This is a genomic window from Skermanella rosea (assembly GCF_016806835.2).
GTDB lineage: Bacteria > Pseudomonadota > Alphaproteobacteria > Azospirillales > Azospirillaceae > Skermanella > Skermanella rosea.
Window position 1 is genome coordinate 431988 of sequence record NZ_CP086113.1, and the last position, 17829, is coordinate 449816.

Sequence of the window (17829 nt, forward strand, 5' to 3'; positions counted from 1 at the left end):
TCGGCCAGACTTTGCGGACTGGTCCGCGTCGTCTCGAACGACACCTCGACGGTCAACCGCGGCGCTTCCCTGCGCCGAGCCATCGGCGCCTCCCTCGGCACGCTCCCGCAGATCGGGTTGCCAATAGAGGTTCAACGGAGTGCCGTCGAAACCCTCTCGGTAGCGCGGGCGGAGCTGTGCGCGCTCAAGCACCACCGTCCATTCGAAGTCCACAATGGCAACATTGTGGAGGTCGTCACGGCGAGCTTGTTCGGATCAGAAGGAGCCGAGAAGGTTCGTCAAGACGATCAAGACGGCCAGCGCGAGCATCGGAATGGCGCAAGCGACGATGAAGACGTCGCCGTAAGCCTCGCGGTGGCTGATCTTGCAGACGGTGAGCAGGGTGATGACGGCGCCGTTGTGCGGCAGCGCGTCAAGGGCGCCCGACGCGACCGCCGTCACCCGATGCATGGCATCGAGGGAGACGCCGGTCGCGTGCGCCAGTTCCACGAATGTCGGGCCCAGGCTGTCGAGGGCGATGCTCATGCCGCCGGAGGCCGAACCGGTCATCGCGGAAAGGACCGAGACCGACAGGGCTACCGACATCAGCGGATTGCCCCCGCCGACAGCGAGGACGGTCTCGCTGATCAGGTCGAACACCGGCAATGCCGCGATCACCGCGCCGAATCCGACGAGGCTCGCGGTATTGAAGATCGGCAGGACCGAGGCGTCGGCGCCCTTGTCCAGGCTCGCCCGCAGATCGGCCAGACGGCGCCAGTTGCCGGCGATGAGCAGGAGGATGGCGAAGAACAGCGCCACGATGACCGCCCAGACGCCCCGGACGCTCTCGATCGTCGTGGACCCGAACAGCGGCTCGGCGAGCCATGCGGTGTCGAGCAGCGGAACCACGATCTGGATGAAGGCGAAGTTGGTGACGATCACCACGACCACCGGCAGCAGCGCCAGCGCGAACGGCGGCAACTCCTGGTTCCCGTCCGACCTCCCCGGCGCGGAGTTCCGCGACAATTCGCCGATGTCGAACCCTGCGCCCTGCGCGTGCTCGCGCGTCGCGACGTCCGTTGCCGGCACGCCGTCGATATGCGGACCGTAGCCCTCGCCTGCCGTCCGCGCCTGTGCTGCGCGGCGGTTCAGCCAGGCCAGCCCGAGCAGAAGCATCACGAGACCGGTGATGATCCCGAGCCCCGGAGCGGCGAAAGCCGTGGTGCCCAGGAAAGGCATGGGGATCGCGTTCTGGATGGCCGGCGACCCCGGCAGGGCCGACATGGTGAAGGTGAACGCGCCGAGCGCCAGCGCCCCCGGCATCAGGCGCTTCGGAATATCGGCGGCGCGGAACAGGGCCGCCGCCACCGGGATGATCGCGAAGGCGACGACGAACGCCGAGACGCCGCCATAGGTCAGCAGGGCGCAGCACAGTACGACCGAAACGATGGCGCGCTGTGGTCCCAGCCAGGCGCTGACCGATCCGGCGAGGGATTTCGCCGATCCGGTATCGTCCATCAGCTTCCCGAAGATGGCCCCCAGCATGAACAGGGGGAAGAACGCGATGATGAAGGAGCCGGTGTTGGTCATGAAGATCTGGGTGTAGGCCCCGAGGATCGGCAGCCCGCCGGTCAGCAGCGCCGCGAGAAGCGCCATGGCGGGAGCCAGGATCAGCAAGGTCACCCCGCGATACGCCAGGTAAATGAGCAGTCCAAGCGCTACGAGGACCGCGACGAGATCGAGCATGCCAGTTGTTCCATGCGGTGATGGCCAGCGCTGTCCCGGCCTCGAGGGTTCACCAGGACCGGAGAGTCAGCGGTCGCGGCCCGTTTCAGGCGGTTTCGGGATACCGTGCGTCGTTGGGATATCGTGCGAAGTCCTTGCCGAGCGCCCGCCAGTCCGCCAGCCACCGTTCCGCGACCATTTCGCCCTCCTCGCGAAGCCTCGCGAAATGGCCGGGGCTGCGGTCGAACTTGGAAGTGTGCTTCAGGCCCCAGGCGGTCTCGCGTGTCATCTTGATCGTCCGGACATCGATGATCTTGCGGGTGTCCAGCGGCGGATGACTGCCCCCGTACTTCCTGATCCACTGATTGATCGTCATGATGCCGTCCAGTTCCTGACCCAAAGACAGGTTGCCGGCCAGGTCATTCACCCGATCATCGATGTCTTCAAGGCTGATGTTCAACGAAGCGGGACGGAATTCCTGCGGATTGATCCGGACGATCCAGATCTCGTCAGGCTTTTCTTCCCTGGTCGCGGCGTCCAGCAGATCCCGCACGGGCGGATTGCGTGAGTACAGGCCGTCCCAATAATATCCGTTGCGGGTGATGGTCCTGCCCGTGTCGCATGTCGGGAACGTCATGCCGCCGATGACCTGCGCCGGCAGGACTTCGGGAAGCGTACCCGATGCCGCCACGCCCTCCAGCGATATCGATCGGCGCATCCGCCACCGGACGATGTCGTACTGGTCTATCTCCCGTCCGTCCGGCAGCAGGCCCATCTGTTCAAGGGTCTTGTCGCTGTCGAAGATCTCGAAATTGCCGCTGAGAACCTCGATGGCGCCGACGATGATCCGCAGATCGGCCTCCGCCAGTCGCGGCCAGTCGATCGTGTCGAAATCCGGGCAGACGGCCTTGAGAAGAGCCGGAAATCCCAGGTACTCCTGGCGGGCGCCCATCATCGACAGGCTGGTGAGACCCAGATTGGCCTTGGGGTCGTAGGGATTGGAGCCGGGAAACGGCACGCCCCGCGATTTCCAGTGCAGGAGCGTGCCGACTATCTGGTTGAGGGCGGTCTCGGCCGGGGTGGTCGCGGCGAACGTCGTCCAGAGATGATCCAGACGCTCCACGGCCTTGTCGATCGTCCCGCAGTCCTCGTCGCCCGTGTTGGGAGCCAGGCCGTACCATGTCGCGAACGCGCAGAGCGCGCCGGCCGAGGTGCCGCTGAGCGCGATGATCCTGAAGGTGTCGCCGTCCTGCGGGTTCGCGTCCCAGCGCTTTTTCGTCGCCAGGATCGTCCTCAGCACGCCCCAGGTGAACGCGGCATGCGTGCCCCCGCCCTGGCAGGCGATCGCAACCTTTCTGGTGGCCATGACTTTCCTATCTTCTCTCAATGCAACGGAAACGCATTCGAAATTCTCGGCTCGCCTTGTTGAGAGAATTGCCGTTCATCGTCCTGAAGGTCTGCCCTCCGCGCAGGACCTCCAGGGTCAGGAAAGCCGCGGTGACGGAGTGGCCGGCCGCTTCCGTGATCGCGGGGCTGCGGGCTCCCGGGCTACCGCATCGAAACATCCGTGTCGTAAGGAACCCTGATCTTCTTGACGGTCAGGTCGAACGGCGCATCCGAAGTCGGGGCCGCGGTGCCCAGGTACATGAAGGTCCCGGCCGGCAGGGATGCGCCCGCGGGCAGCGTCGTGCCGGCGGGCAGGCAGGCGCCGGGCGGCAGGGACATGCCCGCGGGCAGCGTCGTGCCTCCCGGCAGGAACATGCCGCTGGGCAGGATCGAGCCCTTGGGCCAGGTCGTGCCCTCCGCCACCCTCTCGCCATCCGCCAACATCGCGCCGTTGGGCATGGTCATGCCCTTCGAAATGGTGACGCCGCTGGTCAGGGCGATGCCGCTGGCCAGACTTAAGTCCTCATTGACGTCCATGCCGTTGAGCAGGCACACGCCGTTCAGCAGTTTGATGTCGTTATTGATGGTGACGTCATCGGTCAGCAGCAGGCCGCGGCTTATGTTCACGCCGTCCACGACCATCTCGGCCGCCATGGCCGGTCCGGAGAAACCGCAAAGTCCGACGGCGACGACCATGAGGCTGGCAGCCGGCACGGCTTTCCAAGCATGTGTTCTGCGCATGGTTTCTTCCTTTTTAAGAAGATGAAGATCCGAAACGATTAGTATTGTCTGCGGTCATTGGAATAATAAGCCTTGCATCCTATAAACATCCTGATCTTTTGTGATTCTTTCGACCGGGGTGCGGATGAAGATGAAGCTTTCATGCAGTGAAAGGCTTGTCTTCAAGACCGGACGTCGTCCCAGGGTCCGGCCGTCGCGCTCTTCACGAAGCTCATCCTTTGCGTTCGCGTTGCCACTGCTCGAAAAGGCGCCGCTCCTCGATCTCCCGGCGGACCTCCTCGTCCTGCAAGGCGCGTTGTCGTTCGAAGTCGAGTTGCCGTCGCGCGCTGGCGTCCCGTGAGGCTTCGGCCTCCTGTGTCCGCCGGATTTCGGCTTGCCGGTCCAACGTCATGTTGCCGGCGATTCCTCCGGCGGCGGCGCCGATGAGCATGCCGCTCGTACTGTTGCCGAAGATCGCCCTGCTCACGCCGGCACCTGCGGCGGCACCGCCGAGCGTGCCGACCCCGGCTGGCGCGGTTCCGCCGCCGGCCGTCTCGCAGCCGGCCAGCGCCAACCCGGCGACGATCCCCAGCAAGGAGATCCTCAGTCCGGCGCGGGGCGCTCCATGCGATTTCCTCATCTTGCAGCTCCCTGGTCGGAGCTTGCAGCCTCGACCATTTCTTCGAAGGACAGGGCACCGTCACCATCTTTGTCGCCGGCCATGAACGCCCGGGTTTTGTTGGACATCACCTCCGAGAAGGTCAGGGCGCCGTCGCCGTTGGCGTCGATGCGGGAGAACCTGGCCGGATCATGTGGCCCCAGTTCACTCCGCGTCAGCGTCCTGCTGCGGTCCTTGTCGAGCGAACTGAACCCGACCGCCGCATCCCGCGCGAGTTCGGCCTCGCTGACCAGCTGATCGGCATCGGTGTCGGCCGCCTCGAAAGCCAAGCGCTCGTACCCTGTCGTTTCCGTCCCGCCAGCCTGCTGCGCATTCGCGGACTTGACCGACCCACCTGCCATGACAACGGAGAAACACAGTGATGCCACGAGAAATCGGGCATATGGGTTCAGCATAGCCCATCGTGATCTTGCATATTGGCTAAGCATCCATGTGTCCTTTTTTCTGTTCCAGCGCAGTCTTGCGCTATCAAGATCGGATCAGTCTGGCCTGTTTACAATAAAGTTACTCGCGTCGATAAAATACTATATTGATTACGGGATGAAGAAGCATTCAAAGTGCTAAGTCGATTAGCTATTTAGGCTTCTACAAAATAGTTTGCCGAGTTGCCCATTTATAGAAATCAGTATAGACTATGATTCTTTCGGCGGGAAGTGTGTATGCCACTTTTTACATTCACAGAAGATTTCGTTGGAAATGATACTTTTGCATCTGTTGCTTGCAAAGAGGTTTTTACTCGGCTAGCATAGACCGACGGTCTGTTTTTCCGGCTGTATTTTCATTCCCGACATCACTTAAGATATTGGCGATCACGCGGAAAGGTCGCGAGGGCCTGGTTACTCCACCGATATCTTCGCGGGCGGGGAGACGAAATCACCGAACCGGCAGGTGGTCCCATCGGAGCGGACGGGAGCCGGGGTACACAGAATCCGGATCATACAGAAGAAGGTGGACGTCATGCGGGTCTGGGTCGCGAGGATGTTGAAGCGGACCGCCGCTGTGCTGGCCATCGTCGCCGTGACGTTGCTTGGCATCCGCGCATACGATTCCCAGCGGGGTCAACCGCTTGAATCCTGGCACAAGTACGTTCCCGAGGAATTGACCGCCGATGAACTCGAAGACGGCAGCTGGGCCGATTACCTGAAGGCCGAGGGGGCTCTCTTCGACAGGGTCCGGGAAGAAGTGACGCGGAAGCTGCCCCCGGAAGACCGTATCCCGGTCAACCGGTATTTCGACGGCAGCCCGATCCATCCGGGACGGTTTCCCCAGGACTGGAACCGTTCATATACGCTCGAACCCCAAGGCCCTCTCCGCGGCGCGGTCGTCTTCCTCCATGGCTTGACCGACTCGCCCTACAGCCTGCGCCACATCGCCCGGCGGTACAGCGAGCACGGCTTTGCCGCGATAGCCATCAGGCTGCCCGGGCACGGCACCGTCCCGGCCGGCCTGACCGACATCGATTGGGAGGATTGGCTGGCGGCAACCCGGTTGACGGTCAGGGAAGCCCAGCGCCGGATAGGTCCGGGGCTGCCGTTACACCTGGTCGGATTTTCGAACGGCGGCGCGCTGGCGATGATGTATGCGCTCGACGCCCTGGACGACGATCGGCTGATGCGGCCCGACCGGATCGTGCTGATTTCGCCGATGATCGGGATCACCGCATTCGCGCGCTTCGCCGGACTGGCCGGACTGCCGGCGATCTTCCCGGCCTTCGCGAAGGCCGCCTGGCTCAGCGTCCTGCCGGAATTCAATCCCTTCAAGTACAATTCGTTCCCGATCAACGGGGCGCGCCAGTCGCATCTGCTGACGGAGGCGCTTCAACGGAAGATCGCGGCCCGGGCATCGGAGGGCCGCTTGGCTGAACTGGCCCCTGTCATCACTTTCCAGTCGGTGATGGATTTCACGGTCAGCACGCGCGCGATCGTGTCCGCGTTGTATGCCCATCTGCCCGCCAACGGCAGTGAACTCGTGCTGTTCGACGTGAACCGCAACACCAAGTTCGGTCCGCTCCTGAGTTCCGCCTCCGATACCATGCTGACCCGGATCCTGCCCGGACCGCCCCGGCGGTTCCGGACCACGATCATCACCAACGCCAGCCCCGACACCGCCGACGTGGTCGAACGGGTCATGGAGGCGGGGACCGACACCGAGCTGATACGCGATCTGGGATTGTCCTATCCGATCGACGTCTACTCGCTTTCGCATGTCGCCCTTCCGTTCCCGACCAGCGACCCCCTTTACGGGTTGCACCCCGACCCCGCGGAGGATTTCGGCATCAACCTGGGCGCCCTGGCCGCCCGCGGGGAGCGCGGCGCCCTGATCGTCAGCATGGATTCCTTGCTTCGCATGTCGTCCAATCCGTTCTTCGGCTACCTCATGGGGCGGATCGAGGAAAAGCTCGCGCCGGCCCCGCAGCTGAATGCCGGCGACGACCATTGACCGGTGCCCTGCATCGCCGGCATCCGGTCGGGTTGCTCCACGTTCAGCCCACCAGATCGATGACACCGAGGATCGTGTCGGGTGCCGTTCCGTAGCGGATCAGCGGGATATCGACAGATTCGAAGCGGATATGCTCGCGGTTCTTGTACAGCAGCCGCCCCGAGCAGCGCCAAGCCTGGCCCCCGGCGAGCACGCGGCTGAAGTAATCGTGCAGATGCTCGCTGATCGCGCCCGGGGTCTCGGGCGCGATCACCTGGCCGGTCATGTTCTGGCCGATGATCTGGATCGCCCGCTCGCCGTAGAGACGGAACTGGAAGCAGCCGTCCAGCGCGCGCACCACATAGATGTTGGGGATCAGCGGCGCCTGCTTCGTGACGTCGAAGGACGACCAGTTCGGAACCCCGTCCCGGCCGGCCTCGGACCACCACTGCCACAGCTTCTCCGTCAGGCGGCTCTGGAAGTTGCGGCGCCGAATAGCGGCTTCATCAATGGGCTCCTCGACGATTCCGGGTTCACTCTGCTCGCATTCGTTCGGGTGGGCTGAATACATCTTCATCCGAGACGGGCCGTTCGACACCGGGCGATCCTAACATGACCGAATCATTTTTAGCGTCGGAGGATTGCGCAGCCGTTAATTTATTCACCGATACCCCCGATCGGAGCCGATTATTGGAGCGGCGACGGCCTTCGCTCCGCTCTGGGGGACCGGATGATCCGAATCCTACTCCCGCGCCGCCACGATCGTCCGGCCGTCGGCGTCGTGGACGACGAGCGTTCCGTCGTCCGGCATCTCGTGCCGCGCCGCCGCTTCCAGGATCCTCAGGAACGCGGTTTCGCGGTCGAGCAAGCCCGGCGGACAGGCCCGCCGGGTCGCGGCGACCGGTCCGATCGACAGACCCTCGCCCGTGACGGAGTAGGCCGCATGGTATGCGTTGCAGCCCGTCGTACCGGACACCCGGCCATCGAGCGCGAAGGCCAGCGTGGGCGGGGGGCCGCCGGCGTCGGAGGAACCGGGGATGGCCGAACCGGCGACCTCCCGGACGGTCCAGGGGCGGCCCTGCAGCAGCGCCGCCGGATCTCCCCCGCAGCCCGTCAGGTCCCGCCCATCGATCGTGACGGCCACATGGTCCGGGTAGGGCATGCCGGTCATGGTGTCCCGGCAGGTCCGCCTGTCTATCGCGACGCGCAGCCGGTGCGCTTGGGTGGCCGCGTCATAGCGGCGGCCGCCTGGAACCGTCTCCTCCGCCGGGCGCGGGACGACGATCCGCGCCGCGCCGTAATCCGTCACCAGCGTCATCCGGTCCGGGGCGATCTCCAGCGACCAGCCCGGCTCGTTGCCGCGCGCCCCATAGGCGGCGTCGGCGGCTGCCGGGCAGGTTCCGGACAGCACGGCCGCGGCGACGGCCGGCAGAAGAAGGACTCTCGGCATCATGGAAGCCCCGGAGACGGTTCGCCAGATTTCCACGCCGGCCGCGAAAGATCCAGGGAGCGGCATGGTCACCCCGATGGGGTCCGGGATGCCCGGCATCATCCTCCTGCGCACCGCATTTCCCTCGAAATACGCCTATATTTTTCGACCCATGGAAATGCATCAGATACGCTATTTTCTGGCGGTCGCCCGCACGCGCAACTTCACCCGCGCCGCGGAGGAGTGCCATGTCAGCCAGCCGTCGCTGACCCGTGCGATCCAGAAGCTGGAAGGGGAACTGGGCGGCCCGCTGTTCCGGCGGGAACACAGCCTGTCGCACCTGACCGACCTGGGCCGCATCATGCTGCCCCACCTGGAGCAGACCTATGGGGCGGCGCAGGCCGCCAAATCCATGGCGGAAGGGTTGCGCAAGGGCAGCTTGGCGCCGCTCGGCCTGGGCGTCACCGCGTCCCTCGCCCCCGACCACCTGGTCGGCCTGCTGGAGACGCTGAACCGATCGCTGAACGGACTGGAGCTGACGCTGGAGTCCGAGGCCCACGCCGATCTCGTGCGGGACATGATGCAGGGCGACTTCGACGTGGCGATCCTGGAGGAGGCGGCCGACCTTCCCGACCGGCTGCGGAGCTGGCGGCTCTTCCGGGAGCATTACCGGGTGCTGTGCCGGACCGACCACCGCTTCGCCCAGCTGAACGCGATCGAGCCGGCGCTCCTCGACGGCGAGGTCTGGATCGATCGGCCGAGCTGCCTGTCCAGCCCCCGCTTCCGGCAGCTCTGCGCCCTTGCCGGCGTCATGCCGGCGTTCCGCCACCGCGCCACCGGCGAGGCGCATCTCCAGCGCATGGTGCTGGCCGGCTTCGGCTGCGCCCTGGTTCCCGAGACCCTGCCGATCGCGGAGGGGCTGGCGATGCGCCCTGTCCACGACCTGGACCTGTCGCGGACCGTGCTGGTCGCGACCGTGATCGGCCGCCGCCTGTCGCCGGCGTCGGACGCCTTCCTGAGGGCGGCGCGGGCCCGCGCCTGGGCATCGGAGGAGCCTGACGCTCAGCCGCCGATGTCCCGCAGGACCTGAAGCACGGCCTCCGGCTCGGCGCGGCGACGGAAATCCACGTCGGCCTCGGCGAAGCGGACGATGCCGTGCCGGTCCACCACATAGGTGGCCGGCACCGGGATGAACCAGGCGTCGCTGCCATAATGCTGGGCCAGATCGCGGCCGATCCCGAGATAGGCCGCGCGGACCCTGTCGCTCACCCGGACGGCGAGGCCCATCCGGAGCGCCAGGCCGTGGTCGACGTCGACCAGGATCAGGCCGCCCAGGTCGAGCTGTCGCCGGAGCGCCTCCGCCCCGCCGCCGGTCTCGCCGGTCACCGCGACGAAGGAGGCGCCGAGCCGCCGGACCTCGGAGGCGGCCTCGGACCAGGCTGCCATCTCGGTGCGGCAATAGGGGCACCAGCCGCCCCGGTAGAAGCTCAGCACCACCGGTCCCTCCGCCAGCAGGTCGCGGGACGACACGTACCGGCCGCGGCTGTCCGGCAGGGCGAATTGCTCGAGCCCGTCGCCGACCGCCGGGCTGCCGACTGCGGCGCCGGCCGCGCGCAGGTCGGCGACGAATCCGTCATAGAGGGCGTCCCAGGCCGGATCGAGCGACCGGCTTATCTCGTCCAGCCTGTCGGCGAGCGGCGTCATGGCCCGGTTCCCGATCGCGAGGGCGTCATTCCAGCGGCTTCAGGCTGCCCAGCAGCGTGGGGATCAGCTCGCTGACCGTGGGGTGGATGTGCACGCAGCGCTGGATCACGGTATAGGGCGCCTTGGCCGCCATGACGTCCAGCAGCGAATGGACGATCTCGTCGCCCTCGATGCACAGCAGCGCCGCCCCCAGGATCAGCCGGGTCTCGCGGTCCACCAGCACCTTCATGAAGCCTTGGGTCTCGCCGCGCTCCTTGGCGCGGCCGACGCGGGTCATGGGCAGCACGCCCTTCAGCGCGGGCCGGCCGGTGGCCCGCACCTCCGCCTCGGTCATGCCGACGCGGCCCAGCGGAGGGTCGGTGAACAGGGCATAGGCCGTGATGCGGTCCGACACCCGGCGGGGATCGCCGTCGAGCAGGTTGGCCGCGACGATCTCGAAGTCGTTGTAGGAGGTATGGGTGAAGGCACCGCGCCCGTTGACGTCGCCCAGGGCCCAGATCCCTCCGGCCCCGCCGTCCTCGACGCTCGCCCGGAGCTGGTCGTCGACCTGGATGAAGCCGCGCTTGTCGGTGGCGACGCCGGCGGCCTCCAGGTTCAGGCCGTCCGTGTTGGGCACCCGGCCGATCGCCAGCAGCAGGTGGCTGCCGTCGATCCCGACGGGACTTCCGCCGGCGGTGGCGGTCAGCCTCATGCCGGAGCCCCGTTTCCCGACCGCGATGTCGCGGACCCCCAGGTGGATGTCGATGCCCTCCGCCGCCAGGATGCCGCGCACCGCGTCGGAAACCTCCGGGTCCTCCCGCGCGATCAGGCGGTCGGCATATTCGACCACCGTGACGCGGGAGCCGAAGCGGCGGTACATCTGGGCGAATTCCAGGCCGATATAGCTGCCGCCGGCGACGACCAGATGCTCCGGCACCGCGTCGAGCGCCATCATGGAGGTGTTGGTGAGATAGGGCATGCCGGACAGGCCGGGCCAGTCGGGCACCGTCGGCCGTCCGCCGGTATTGATGAAGATCCGGGGCGCCGTCAGGGTCTCGCCGTTCACCTCGACCTCGCGGGGACCGGTGAAGCGGGCCGATCCCCAGACCAGCGTCAGGTTCTCCGTTCCGCCCAGCCAGGACGCCAGGCTGTCCAGCGACGCTTGCACGATCCGGTCCTTCCGCGCCTTCACGGCCTTCATGTCGACCCGCACCTCGCCGCCGGTCAGCACGCCGTAATCCGCGGCGTGGCGCGCCAGATGGGCCACTCGGGCGCTGGCGACCAGGGTCTTGGTCGGGATGCAGCCGTCGTTGACGCAGGTCCCGCCCAGGTGCTCCCGCTCGATGACGGCCGTCCTCATGCCCGCCTGGGCCATCCGGACCGCCAGGAAGGGACCGGCCTGGCCGCTCCCGATGATGATCGCGTCGAAACTCCTCGCCATGCCGTTTACTCCCCCGTCCTTGTCGGCGCCGCCTCAGGGGCGGCCTGCATTCGGAGATGTCCGCAGATTGAACCCCAGAACCGCCGCCAGCGCGAGGGCAACTCCGACTCCGGCCACCGCGGCGGGCCAGCCGAACCTGTCGAAGACCGGCCCGAGCGCGGCGCTCCCCGCCAGCCCGCCGGAGAAATAGGCCGCCAGATAGACCCCGCTCGCCGCCGCCCGGTCCGAAGCCGCCCGGCTGACGAAGCCGGTCGCCGTCGCCTGGGCGAAGAAGGTCCCGGCCCCCGCCAGCACCATGCCGAGCAGCACTTCCCACAGGTCCGGGCTCAGCAGCAGGGGCAGGCCCGCGGCCGCGACCCCCAGGCCGGTCCACAGGGCGGGGCGCACGCCCCGGCGCGCGGCGAACCCGCCCGCCAGCGGCGTCAGCACGATCGAGGGCAGGAAGACCAGATAGACGAGCCCGACCGACATCATGCCGAGACCGAGCGGCGGTGCGACCAGCACGAAATTGACGTAGGTGAAGACGCCGATGAAGGCGAACAGGATGCAGAAGCCGATTCCGAACGCGGACAGCACCGGCACCGTGCAGAGCCGGCCGAGGCGGCGCCACGGCGGGGCCGCCGGTCCGGCGGAGGCCGGCGCCGGGTGGCCCCGCATCATGGTCCAGGCCAGCGCCGCGCCGGCCAAGTTGAGGGCGGCGAACAGGACGAAGTTGCCGGCCAGCCCGAAGCCCTCGCTGACCGTCGCGGCGGCCAGGCGCCCGACCAGGTTGCTGGCGACGTTGCCCGTGACGTAGGCCGCGAAGTGCGTGCCGCCGCTGCCCCGTTCGCCGAGCCAGGCCAGCGTCAGGGCGAAGGCGGTGGACATGCACAGCCCCTGGAGCACGCGGAGCGCCGTGAAGACCTCCAGGCCGGGCGCCAGCGCCAGCAGGAAGGTCGGCACCGCCAGCAGCGCGAGGCTGGCGGTGACGCCGCCTCTCCGGTCGATCCGGTCGCCGAACAGCGCGGTCGCCAGTCCGGCCGCCGCCATGCCGAGCGTGCAGGCATTGACCGCCATGCCCATGGCCGAGGGCGTCACCCCGTAGGCCGCGGCCAGCATCGGCAGGATCGCCTGCGTCGCGAACAGGTCGACCACGGTGAAGAACGCCATCAGGGCTACGATCGCGGGACGGAGCGCCGGAGCGGACCTCATCCCGGGCAGGGCTCTCGTGACGGTCATGGCGGCTTCCTCATCACAGGGATGGGCATGGAGCGGAGCGGGGAGGGGAGGGGCCGGAGAGGCGGCCCCCCAAGTTACATCATGCCCGGGTCACATCATGCCCGGGTCAGCGTCCTTGACGTGCAGCAGGTCGGCGGAGAGCAGGACGGCGGTGCCCTTGCCGGTGTTCTTCCACCAGTGGGAAACGCCGTGCCGCTCCGCCGTGCTCTCGCCGGCCTTGTGGACGATCGGCACGGCGCAGGTGCTGGCATACTCGGTGATCTCGCCCTTGATGACGTAGATGATGGCGGGGCGGTCCTCGTGGCTGTGCCAGGGCACGACTCCGCCGGGCTTCACCTCGATCCGGCGCAGGCGGAACTGGCGGTCCTGGATGGCGGCCGGCTCCTTCGCCACGTCGATCGAGGCGACGACCTTGTCGGTGACGTCCTTGGCCGGGCTCGGGTCCGGCATGCGGAGGCCGACGCCCTCCTGGCCCGCGGGGCAGGCGCCGGCCAGCGCGTCGGCGGGCGCCAGGGCCAGGGCGGAGCCGAGCAGCAGGGATCCCAGCAGCCCCCGCTTCAGGGCGGTCTTCAGGGAAAGCACGGCAGTGGAACGATGCGTCATGTGAAGTCTCCCGGTTGCCACGCCCGTCGCGTGGTGACGGGACCGAGCATCGTCGGGACGGGCGCTCGGGGGAAATGCCGGTTGGCTAAGCAATCGATAGCCGGCGTGTATCGACTGCTTAGCCAACCGGCATTTCACGGCGGAGGCTCCCGGTGGGACAGTCCGGCCAGGATCATCGGACCCGTTCCACCAGAGAGGTCTCGCCATGGATACGCTGACAGTGAAGGATCCCGCAGCCCCTGCCGCCGCCCCGACCGACGAGTTCGCGGGCCGGGTGGCGCTGGTCACCGGCTCGACCAGCGGGATCGGGCTCGGCATCGCGCGGGCCTTCGCCGCCCGGGGCGCCACAGTCGTGCTGAACGGCTTCGGCCCGGCGCGGGACATCGCCGAGGCGCGCAGCGCCATCGAGGAGGAGTTCGGGGTGGAGACGGCCTATTCGGACGCCGACATGTCCGACCCGGAGGCGATCGGCCGGATGATCGAGACGGCGGCGTACCGGCATGGACGGATCGACATCCTGGTCAACAATGCCGGCATCCAGCACGTGGCGCCGGTGACCGAGTTCCCGCCCGACCGTTGGGACCGGATCCTGGCGATCAACCTCAGCTCCGCCTTCCATACCGTGAGGTTGGCGCTGCCGGTGATGCGGCGGAACGCCTTCGGCCGGATCGTCAACGTCTCCTCGGCCCACGGTCTCGTCGCGTCGCCGTTCAAGTCGGCCTACGTCGCGGCCAAGCACGGCATCGTGGGATTCACGAAGACGGTGGCGCTCGAGGTGGCGGAGGAGCCCATCACCTGCAACGCGATCTGCCCCGGCTACGTCCTGACGCCGCTGGTCGAGCAGCAGATCGATGACCAGGCGAAGGTCCACGGCATCTCCCGCGAGGCGGTGGTCCGGGACGTGCTGCTGGCGCAGCAGCCGAACAAGCGGTTCGCCACCGTGGACGAGATCGGCGCGATCGCCGTGTTCCTGTCCAGCCACGCCGCCGCCTCGATCACCGGCGCCGCGATCCCGGTGGACGGCGGCTGGACCGCGCACTGACCCTCCTACCGGACAGCGGAGAGCAGACATGCTGATGACCAGGACCGGGGCTGAACCCGGAACGGGCGCTGCGGCGAAGCCGCAGATCGACAGGGAGACGCTGGGCCAGATCGTGCTGGTGTTCCAGGGCGGCGGCGCCTTGGGCGCCTACCAGGCCGGCGTCTACGAGGCGATGCAGGAGGCCGGGCTGGAGCCGGACTGGGTGATCGGCACCTCGATCGGCGCCATCAACGCCGGCCTGATCGCCGGCAACCGGCCGGGCAAGCGGCTGGCGCGCCTCCAGGAATTCTGGCGGAGGGTGCAGCACGGCCCGTTCCGGCAGCTGACCGCGGCCTCCTGGGGCGGCGGCCCGGAGGCGTTCAGCGCCCTGACGGCGGCGGCGGGAGTGGACGGCTTCTTCCAGCCCAACCCCTGGGCCTTCCTCGGTATGAAGACCGTCCTCGGGCCGGAGAACGCCGGCTACTACTCGACCGAACCGCTGGCGAGGACGCTCGCCGACCTGATCGACCCGGACTGCCTGGGCGCCGGCCACCCGCGGCTGACGGTCGGCGCCGCCAATGTCCGGACCGCGGAGATGCATTACTTCGACAGCCGCACCGCGCCGCTGACGATCCGGCACGTGATGGCGTCCGGGGCTCTGCCGCCGGCCTTCCCCGCGGTCCGGATCGACGGCGAGCTCTACTGGGACGGCGGCATCCTGTCGAACACGCCCGTCGAGGCGGTGTTCGACGACAATCCCCGGCGCAGCGGCCTCGTCTTCGCGGTCCATATCTGGAGCCCCAGCGGGCCGGAGCCGGACAGCATCTGGAAGGTCATGAGCCGCCAGAAGGACCTTCAGTACGCCAGCCGGGCGGCCAGCCACATCGTCCGGCAGAAGCAGATCCACCGCCTGCGCCACGTCATCGCCGAACTGGCGGAGGCCCTGCCGGCCGACCGGCGCGACGATCCGCGCCTCCGCGAGCTGGCCGCCTACGGCTGCCTCACCCGGATGCACGTGGTGCGCCTGCTGGCCCCGCCGCTGGCGGGCGAGGACCATTCCAAGGACATCGACTTCAGCCCCCAAGGCATCCGAGCCCGCTGGTCCGCAGGCTATGCCGACACCGCCCGCGTCCTGGCCGAGGCCCCCTGGACCCATCCCGCCGACCCGATCGAGGGCTTCATCCTGCACGATGCCAAGGCCGGCCGGGTCGTCGGGGAAGGCTAGCCGCCGGACGCCGCGGCGCCTCTCGAAAGTGGTATGACGATACGAAATCGCCAGCAGCTCCATTGTCAGACCGACAGTTCTGTGGCTCAATATCAAAAAAACGCGCTGCCAAAGGCTCCGGGCCGGCAGCCGAATCAAGACCCGCGGGGAAGCTCAACAGAGGGGTTGAATATGAGGGACAATCTCGACACCCAGGCGCAGCTTTACTGGCGCGCCAATATCCAGACGGTCATGGCCTGTCTGATCGTATGGTTTCTCGTGTCGTTCGGAGCGGGAATAATCTTCGCCGATGCCCTGAACGGCATCATGCTCGGCGGTTTTCCCTTGGGCTTCTGGTTCGCCCAGCAGGGCTCCATCGTCATCTTCCTGCTGCTGATCATCTTCTACGCTTGGCGAATGAACCGGCTGGACCGGAAATTCAACGTCGACGAGATCTAGGCGATCGCAGGGAAGGCTGAAACAATGGAACTCCAGACACTTACTTACCTGATCGTCGGAGCGACCTTCGCCCTCTATATCGGGATCGCCGTATGGTCACGGGCGGCGACGACGGGCGACTTCTATGTCGCCGGCAAGGGCGTCCACCCCATCGCCAACGGCATGGCGACCGGCGCCGACTGGATGTCGGCGGCTTCCTTCATCTCCATGGCCGGGCTGATCGCGTTCCTCGGCTACGGCGGATCGGTCTACCTGATGGGGTGGACCGGCGGCTATGTCCTGCTGGCGATGCTGCTGGCACCCTACCTGCGGAAATACGGCAAGTTCACGGTGCCGGAATTCATCGGCGACCGCTACTACAGCAGCGCCGCGCGAGTCGTGGCGGTGATCTGCCTGATCTTCATCTCCTTCGTCTACGTCGCCGGGCAGATGCGCGGCGTCGGCATCGTGTTCTCCCGCTTCCTAGAGGTCAGCATCGAGGTCGGGCTGATCGTCGGCATGGGGATCGTGTTCGTCTACGCCGTGCTGGGCGGCATGAAGGGCATCACCTATACCCAGGTGGCCCAGTACATCGTCCTGATCACCGCCTATATCGTGCCGGCGGTCTTCATCTCCCTCCAGCTGACCGGCAACCCGTTCCCGCCGCTCGGCCTCGGCGGCACGCTGGTTGACAGCCCCGCGGTCAGCGCCGACGGCGTCTACCTGCTCGAACGGCTGAACGCCGTCGTCACCGAGTTGGGATTCGCGGCCTATACCGACGGCCAGAAGAGCGTCATCGACCTGTTCGCCATCACCGCGGCGCTGATGGTCGGCACCGCGGGGCTGCCGCACGTGATCGTCCGCTTCTTCACCGTGCCGCGCGTGCGTGACGCGCGCTCCTCGGCCGGCTGGGCGCTGTTCTTCATCGCCCTGCTGTATCTCTGCGCCCCGGCGGTCGGCGCCATGGCCCGGTACAACCTGATGGACACGCTCCAGGTCGGTGCCGTGGGCGCCCCGGACGGCAACCTGCTCTACCAGGACCGGCCGGCCTGGATGCAGCGCTGGGAACAGACGGGCCTGCTGAAGTTCGAGGACAAGAACGGCGACGGCCGCATCCAGTACTACAACCCGGCGGGCATGAACGACGACCTGGAAAGGCAGTACGGCTGGGCCGGCAACGAGCTGACCGTCGACCGCGACATCATGGTGCTCGCCAATCCCGAGATCGCCAGGCTGCCCAACTGGGTCATCGCCCTGGTCGCGGCGGGCGGCATCGCGGCGGCCCTGTCCACCGCCGCCGGCCTGCTGCTGGTGATCTCGTCCTCGATCTCCCACGACCTGCTGAAAAGCACCCTCGCCAAGAACATGACGGAGAAGAACGAGCTGATGGCGGGCCGCATCGCCGCCGGCGGCGCGATCCTGATCGCCGGGTACCTGGGCTACAATCCTCCCGGCTTCGTGGCGGAGGTGGTCGCCTTCGCCTTCGGTCTCGCGGCCAGTTCGCTGTTCCCCGCGATCATGATGGGCATCTTCGCGAAGCGGGTGAACCGGGAAGGGGCGATCGCCGGCATGCTGACCGGCCTCATCTTCACGATGGGCTACATCGTCTACTTCAAGGGGATCTTCATCGAGCCGATCGGCGTCAACGCGCCGGCGAACTGGCTGCTGGGGATTTCTCCGGAAGGCATCGGGTTCGTCGGCATGCTGCTGAACTTCGCGGTCGCGTTCGCGATCAGCAAGGTGACGGCGGCGCCGCCGCGCGAGATCCAGGAACTGGTGGATTATATCCGGTCGCCGCGGGGCGCCAAGGCCGCGATCGACCACTGAGCATCGAGCACTGAGCATCGACCACCGGCCGGAAGGGCAGGGCGGCCGCCGTCCTGCC

General features: G+C 67.1%; 17 protein-coding genes. 6 read left to right on the forward strand and 11 right to left on the reverse strand.

Annotated elements, in window-relative coordinates; translation table 11 throughout:
• Positions 1 to 255 precede the first annotated feature (255 nt).
• From JL101_RS33255 to JL101_RS33275, 5 genes are all read right to left on the reverse strand, one after another.
• Positions 256 to 1725, reverse strand: a complete 1470-nt coding sequence (locus tag JL101_RS33255) for a GntP family permease (RefSeq protein ID WP_203100785.1) — start codon at positions 1723 to 1725, stop codon at positions 256 to 258.
• An 85-nt stretch (positions 1726 to 1810) separates the two neighbouring features.
• Positions 1811 to 3070, reverse strand: coding sequence for a patatin-like phospholipase family protein (locus tag JL101_RS33260; protein WP_203100787.1), 1260 nt, complete (start codon positions 3068 to 3070; stop codon positions 1811 to 1813).
• Positions 3071 to 3252: 182 nt separating this feature from the next.
• On the reverse strand, positions 3253 to 3831 hold the full coding sequence (locus JL101_RS33265) for a hypothetical protein (RefSeq protein WP_203100789.1): 579 nt from the start codon (positions 3829 to 3831) through the stop codon (positions 3253 to 3255).
• Between the two features lie 211 nt (positions 3832 to 4042).
• Complete coding sequence (locus JL101_RS33270; RefSeq protein ID WP_203100791.1) at positions 4043 to 4405, reverse strand: glycine zipper 2TM domain-containing protein; 363 nt, start codon at positions 4403 to 4405, stop codon at positions 4043 to 4045.
• A gap of 41 nt (positions 4406 to 4446) precedes the next feature.
• Complete coding sequence (locus tag JL101_RS33275) at positions 4447 to 4884, reverse strand: EF-hand domain-containing protein (RefSeq protein WP_203100793.1); 438 nt, start codon at positions 4882 to 4884, stop codon at positions 4447 to 4449.
• A 562-nt stretch (positions 4885 to 5446) separates the two neighbouring features.
• On the opposite strand from JL101_RS33275, the gene JL101_RS33280 reads away from it, so the two are divergent.
• Positions 5447 to 6928 (forward strand): alpha/beta hydrolase, encoded by a 1482-nt coding sequence (locus tag JL101_RS33280; protein ID WP_203100794.1) that lies wholly within the window; start codon positions 5447 to 5449, stop codon positions 6926 to 6928.
• A gap of 43 nt (positions 6929 to 6971) precedes the next feature.
• Here JL101_RS33280 and JL101_RS33285 read toward each other — a convergent pair whose 3' ends face one another.
• Together JL101_RS33285 and JL101_RS33290 are read right to left on the reverse strand one after the other, a co-directional pair.
• On the reverse strand, positions 6972 to 7478 hold the full coding sequence (locus JL101_RS33285) for a PAS domain-containing protein (protein ID WP_203100795.1): 507 nt from the start codon (positions 7476 to 7478) through the stop codon (positions 6972 to 6974).
• A gap of 171 nt (positions 7479 to 7649) precedes the next feature.
• Positions 7650 to 8360, reverse strand: coding sequence for an META domain-containing protein (locus JL101_RS33290; RefSeq protein ID WP_203100796.1), 711 nt, complete (start codon positions 8358 to 8360; stop codon positions 7650 to 7652).
• A gap of 154 nt (positions 8361 to 8514) precedes the next feature.
• Between JL101_RS33290 and JL101_RS33295 the strand changes: the two genes are divergently transcribed.
• Complete coding sequence (locus JL101_RS33295; RefSeq protein ID WP_203100797.1) at positions 8515 to 9426, forward strand: LysR family transcriptional regulator; 912 nt, start codon at positions 8515 to 8517, stop codon at positions 9424 to 9426.
• Here JL101_RS33295 and JL101_RS33300 read toward each other — a convergent pair.
• The 4 genes from JL101_RS33300 to JL101_RS33315 all read right to left on the reverse strand — a co-directional run bounded on the left by JL101_RS33300 (position 9399) and on the right by JL101_RS33315 (position 13281).
• Entirely contained in the window at positions 9399 to 10040 is a 642-nt protein-coding gene (locus JL101_RS33300) for a peroxiredoxin-like family protein (RefSeq protein ID WP_203100798.1), read from the reverse strand. The two genes, JL101_RS33295 and JL101_RS33300, sit on opposite strands and share 28 nt — an antisense overlap.
• A gap of 25 nt (positions 10041 to 10065) precedes the next feature.
• On the reverse strand, positions 10066 to 11460 hold the full coding sequence (locus tag JL101_RS33305; protein ID WP_203100800.1) for an FAD-containing oxidoreductase: 1395 nt from the start codon (positions 11458 to 11460) through the stop codon (positions 10066 to 10068).
• Positions 11461 to 11493: 33 nt separating this feature from the next.
• Entirely contained in the window at positions 11494 to 12678 is a 1185-nt protein-coding gene (locus tag JL101_RS33310) for an MFS transporter (protein ID WP_203100802.1), read from the reverse strand.
• Positions 12679 to 12768: 90 nt separating this feature from the next.
• On the reverse strand, positions 12769 to 13281 hold the full coding sequence (locus JL101_RS33315) for a cupin domain-containing protein (RefSeq protein WP_203100804.1): 513 nt from the start codon (positions 13279 to 13281) through the stop codon (positions 12769 to 12771).
• A 205-nt stretch (positions 13282 to 13486) separates the two neighbouring features.
• On the opposite strand from JL101_RS33315, the gene JL101_RS33320 reads away from it, so the two are divergent.
• The 4 genes from JL101_RS33320 (at position 13487) to JL101_RS33335 (ending at position 17771) form a co-directional block, all read left to right on the forward strand.
• The gene (locus JL101_RS33320) at positions 13487 to 14323 is read left to right on the forward strand and encodes a 3-hydroxybutyrate dehydrogenase (protein WP_203100805.1); all 837 of its coding nucleotides are present in this window, start codon (positions 13487 to 13489) and stop codon (positions 14321 to 14323) included.
• Between the two features lie 34 nt (positions 14324 to 14357).
• Positions 14358 to 15527, forward strand: a complete 1170-nt coding sequence (locus tag JL101_RS33325) for a patatin-like phospholipase family protein (RefSeq protein WP_407697467.1) — start codon at positions 14358 to 14360, stop codon at positions 15525 to 15527.
• A 171-nt stretch (positions 15528 to 15698) separates the two neighbouring features.
• A complete protein-coding gene (locus tag JL101_RS33330) occupies positions 15699 to 15965 on the forward strand; it encodes a DUF4212 domain-containing protein (RefSeq protein WP_202683184.1) in 267 nt (88 codons plus the stop codon).
• A gap of 24 nt (positions 15966 to 15989) precedes the next feature.
• Complete coding sequence (locus JL101_RS33335) at positions 15990 to 17771, forward strand: sodium:solute symporter family protein (RefSeq protein WP_203100807.1); 1782 nt, start codon at positions 15990 to 15992, stop codon at positions 17769 to 17771.
• The last annotated feature ends 58 nt before the right edge of the window (positions 17772 to 17829 follow it).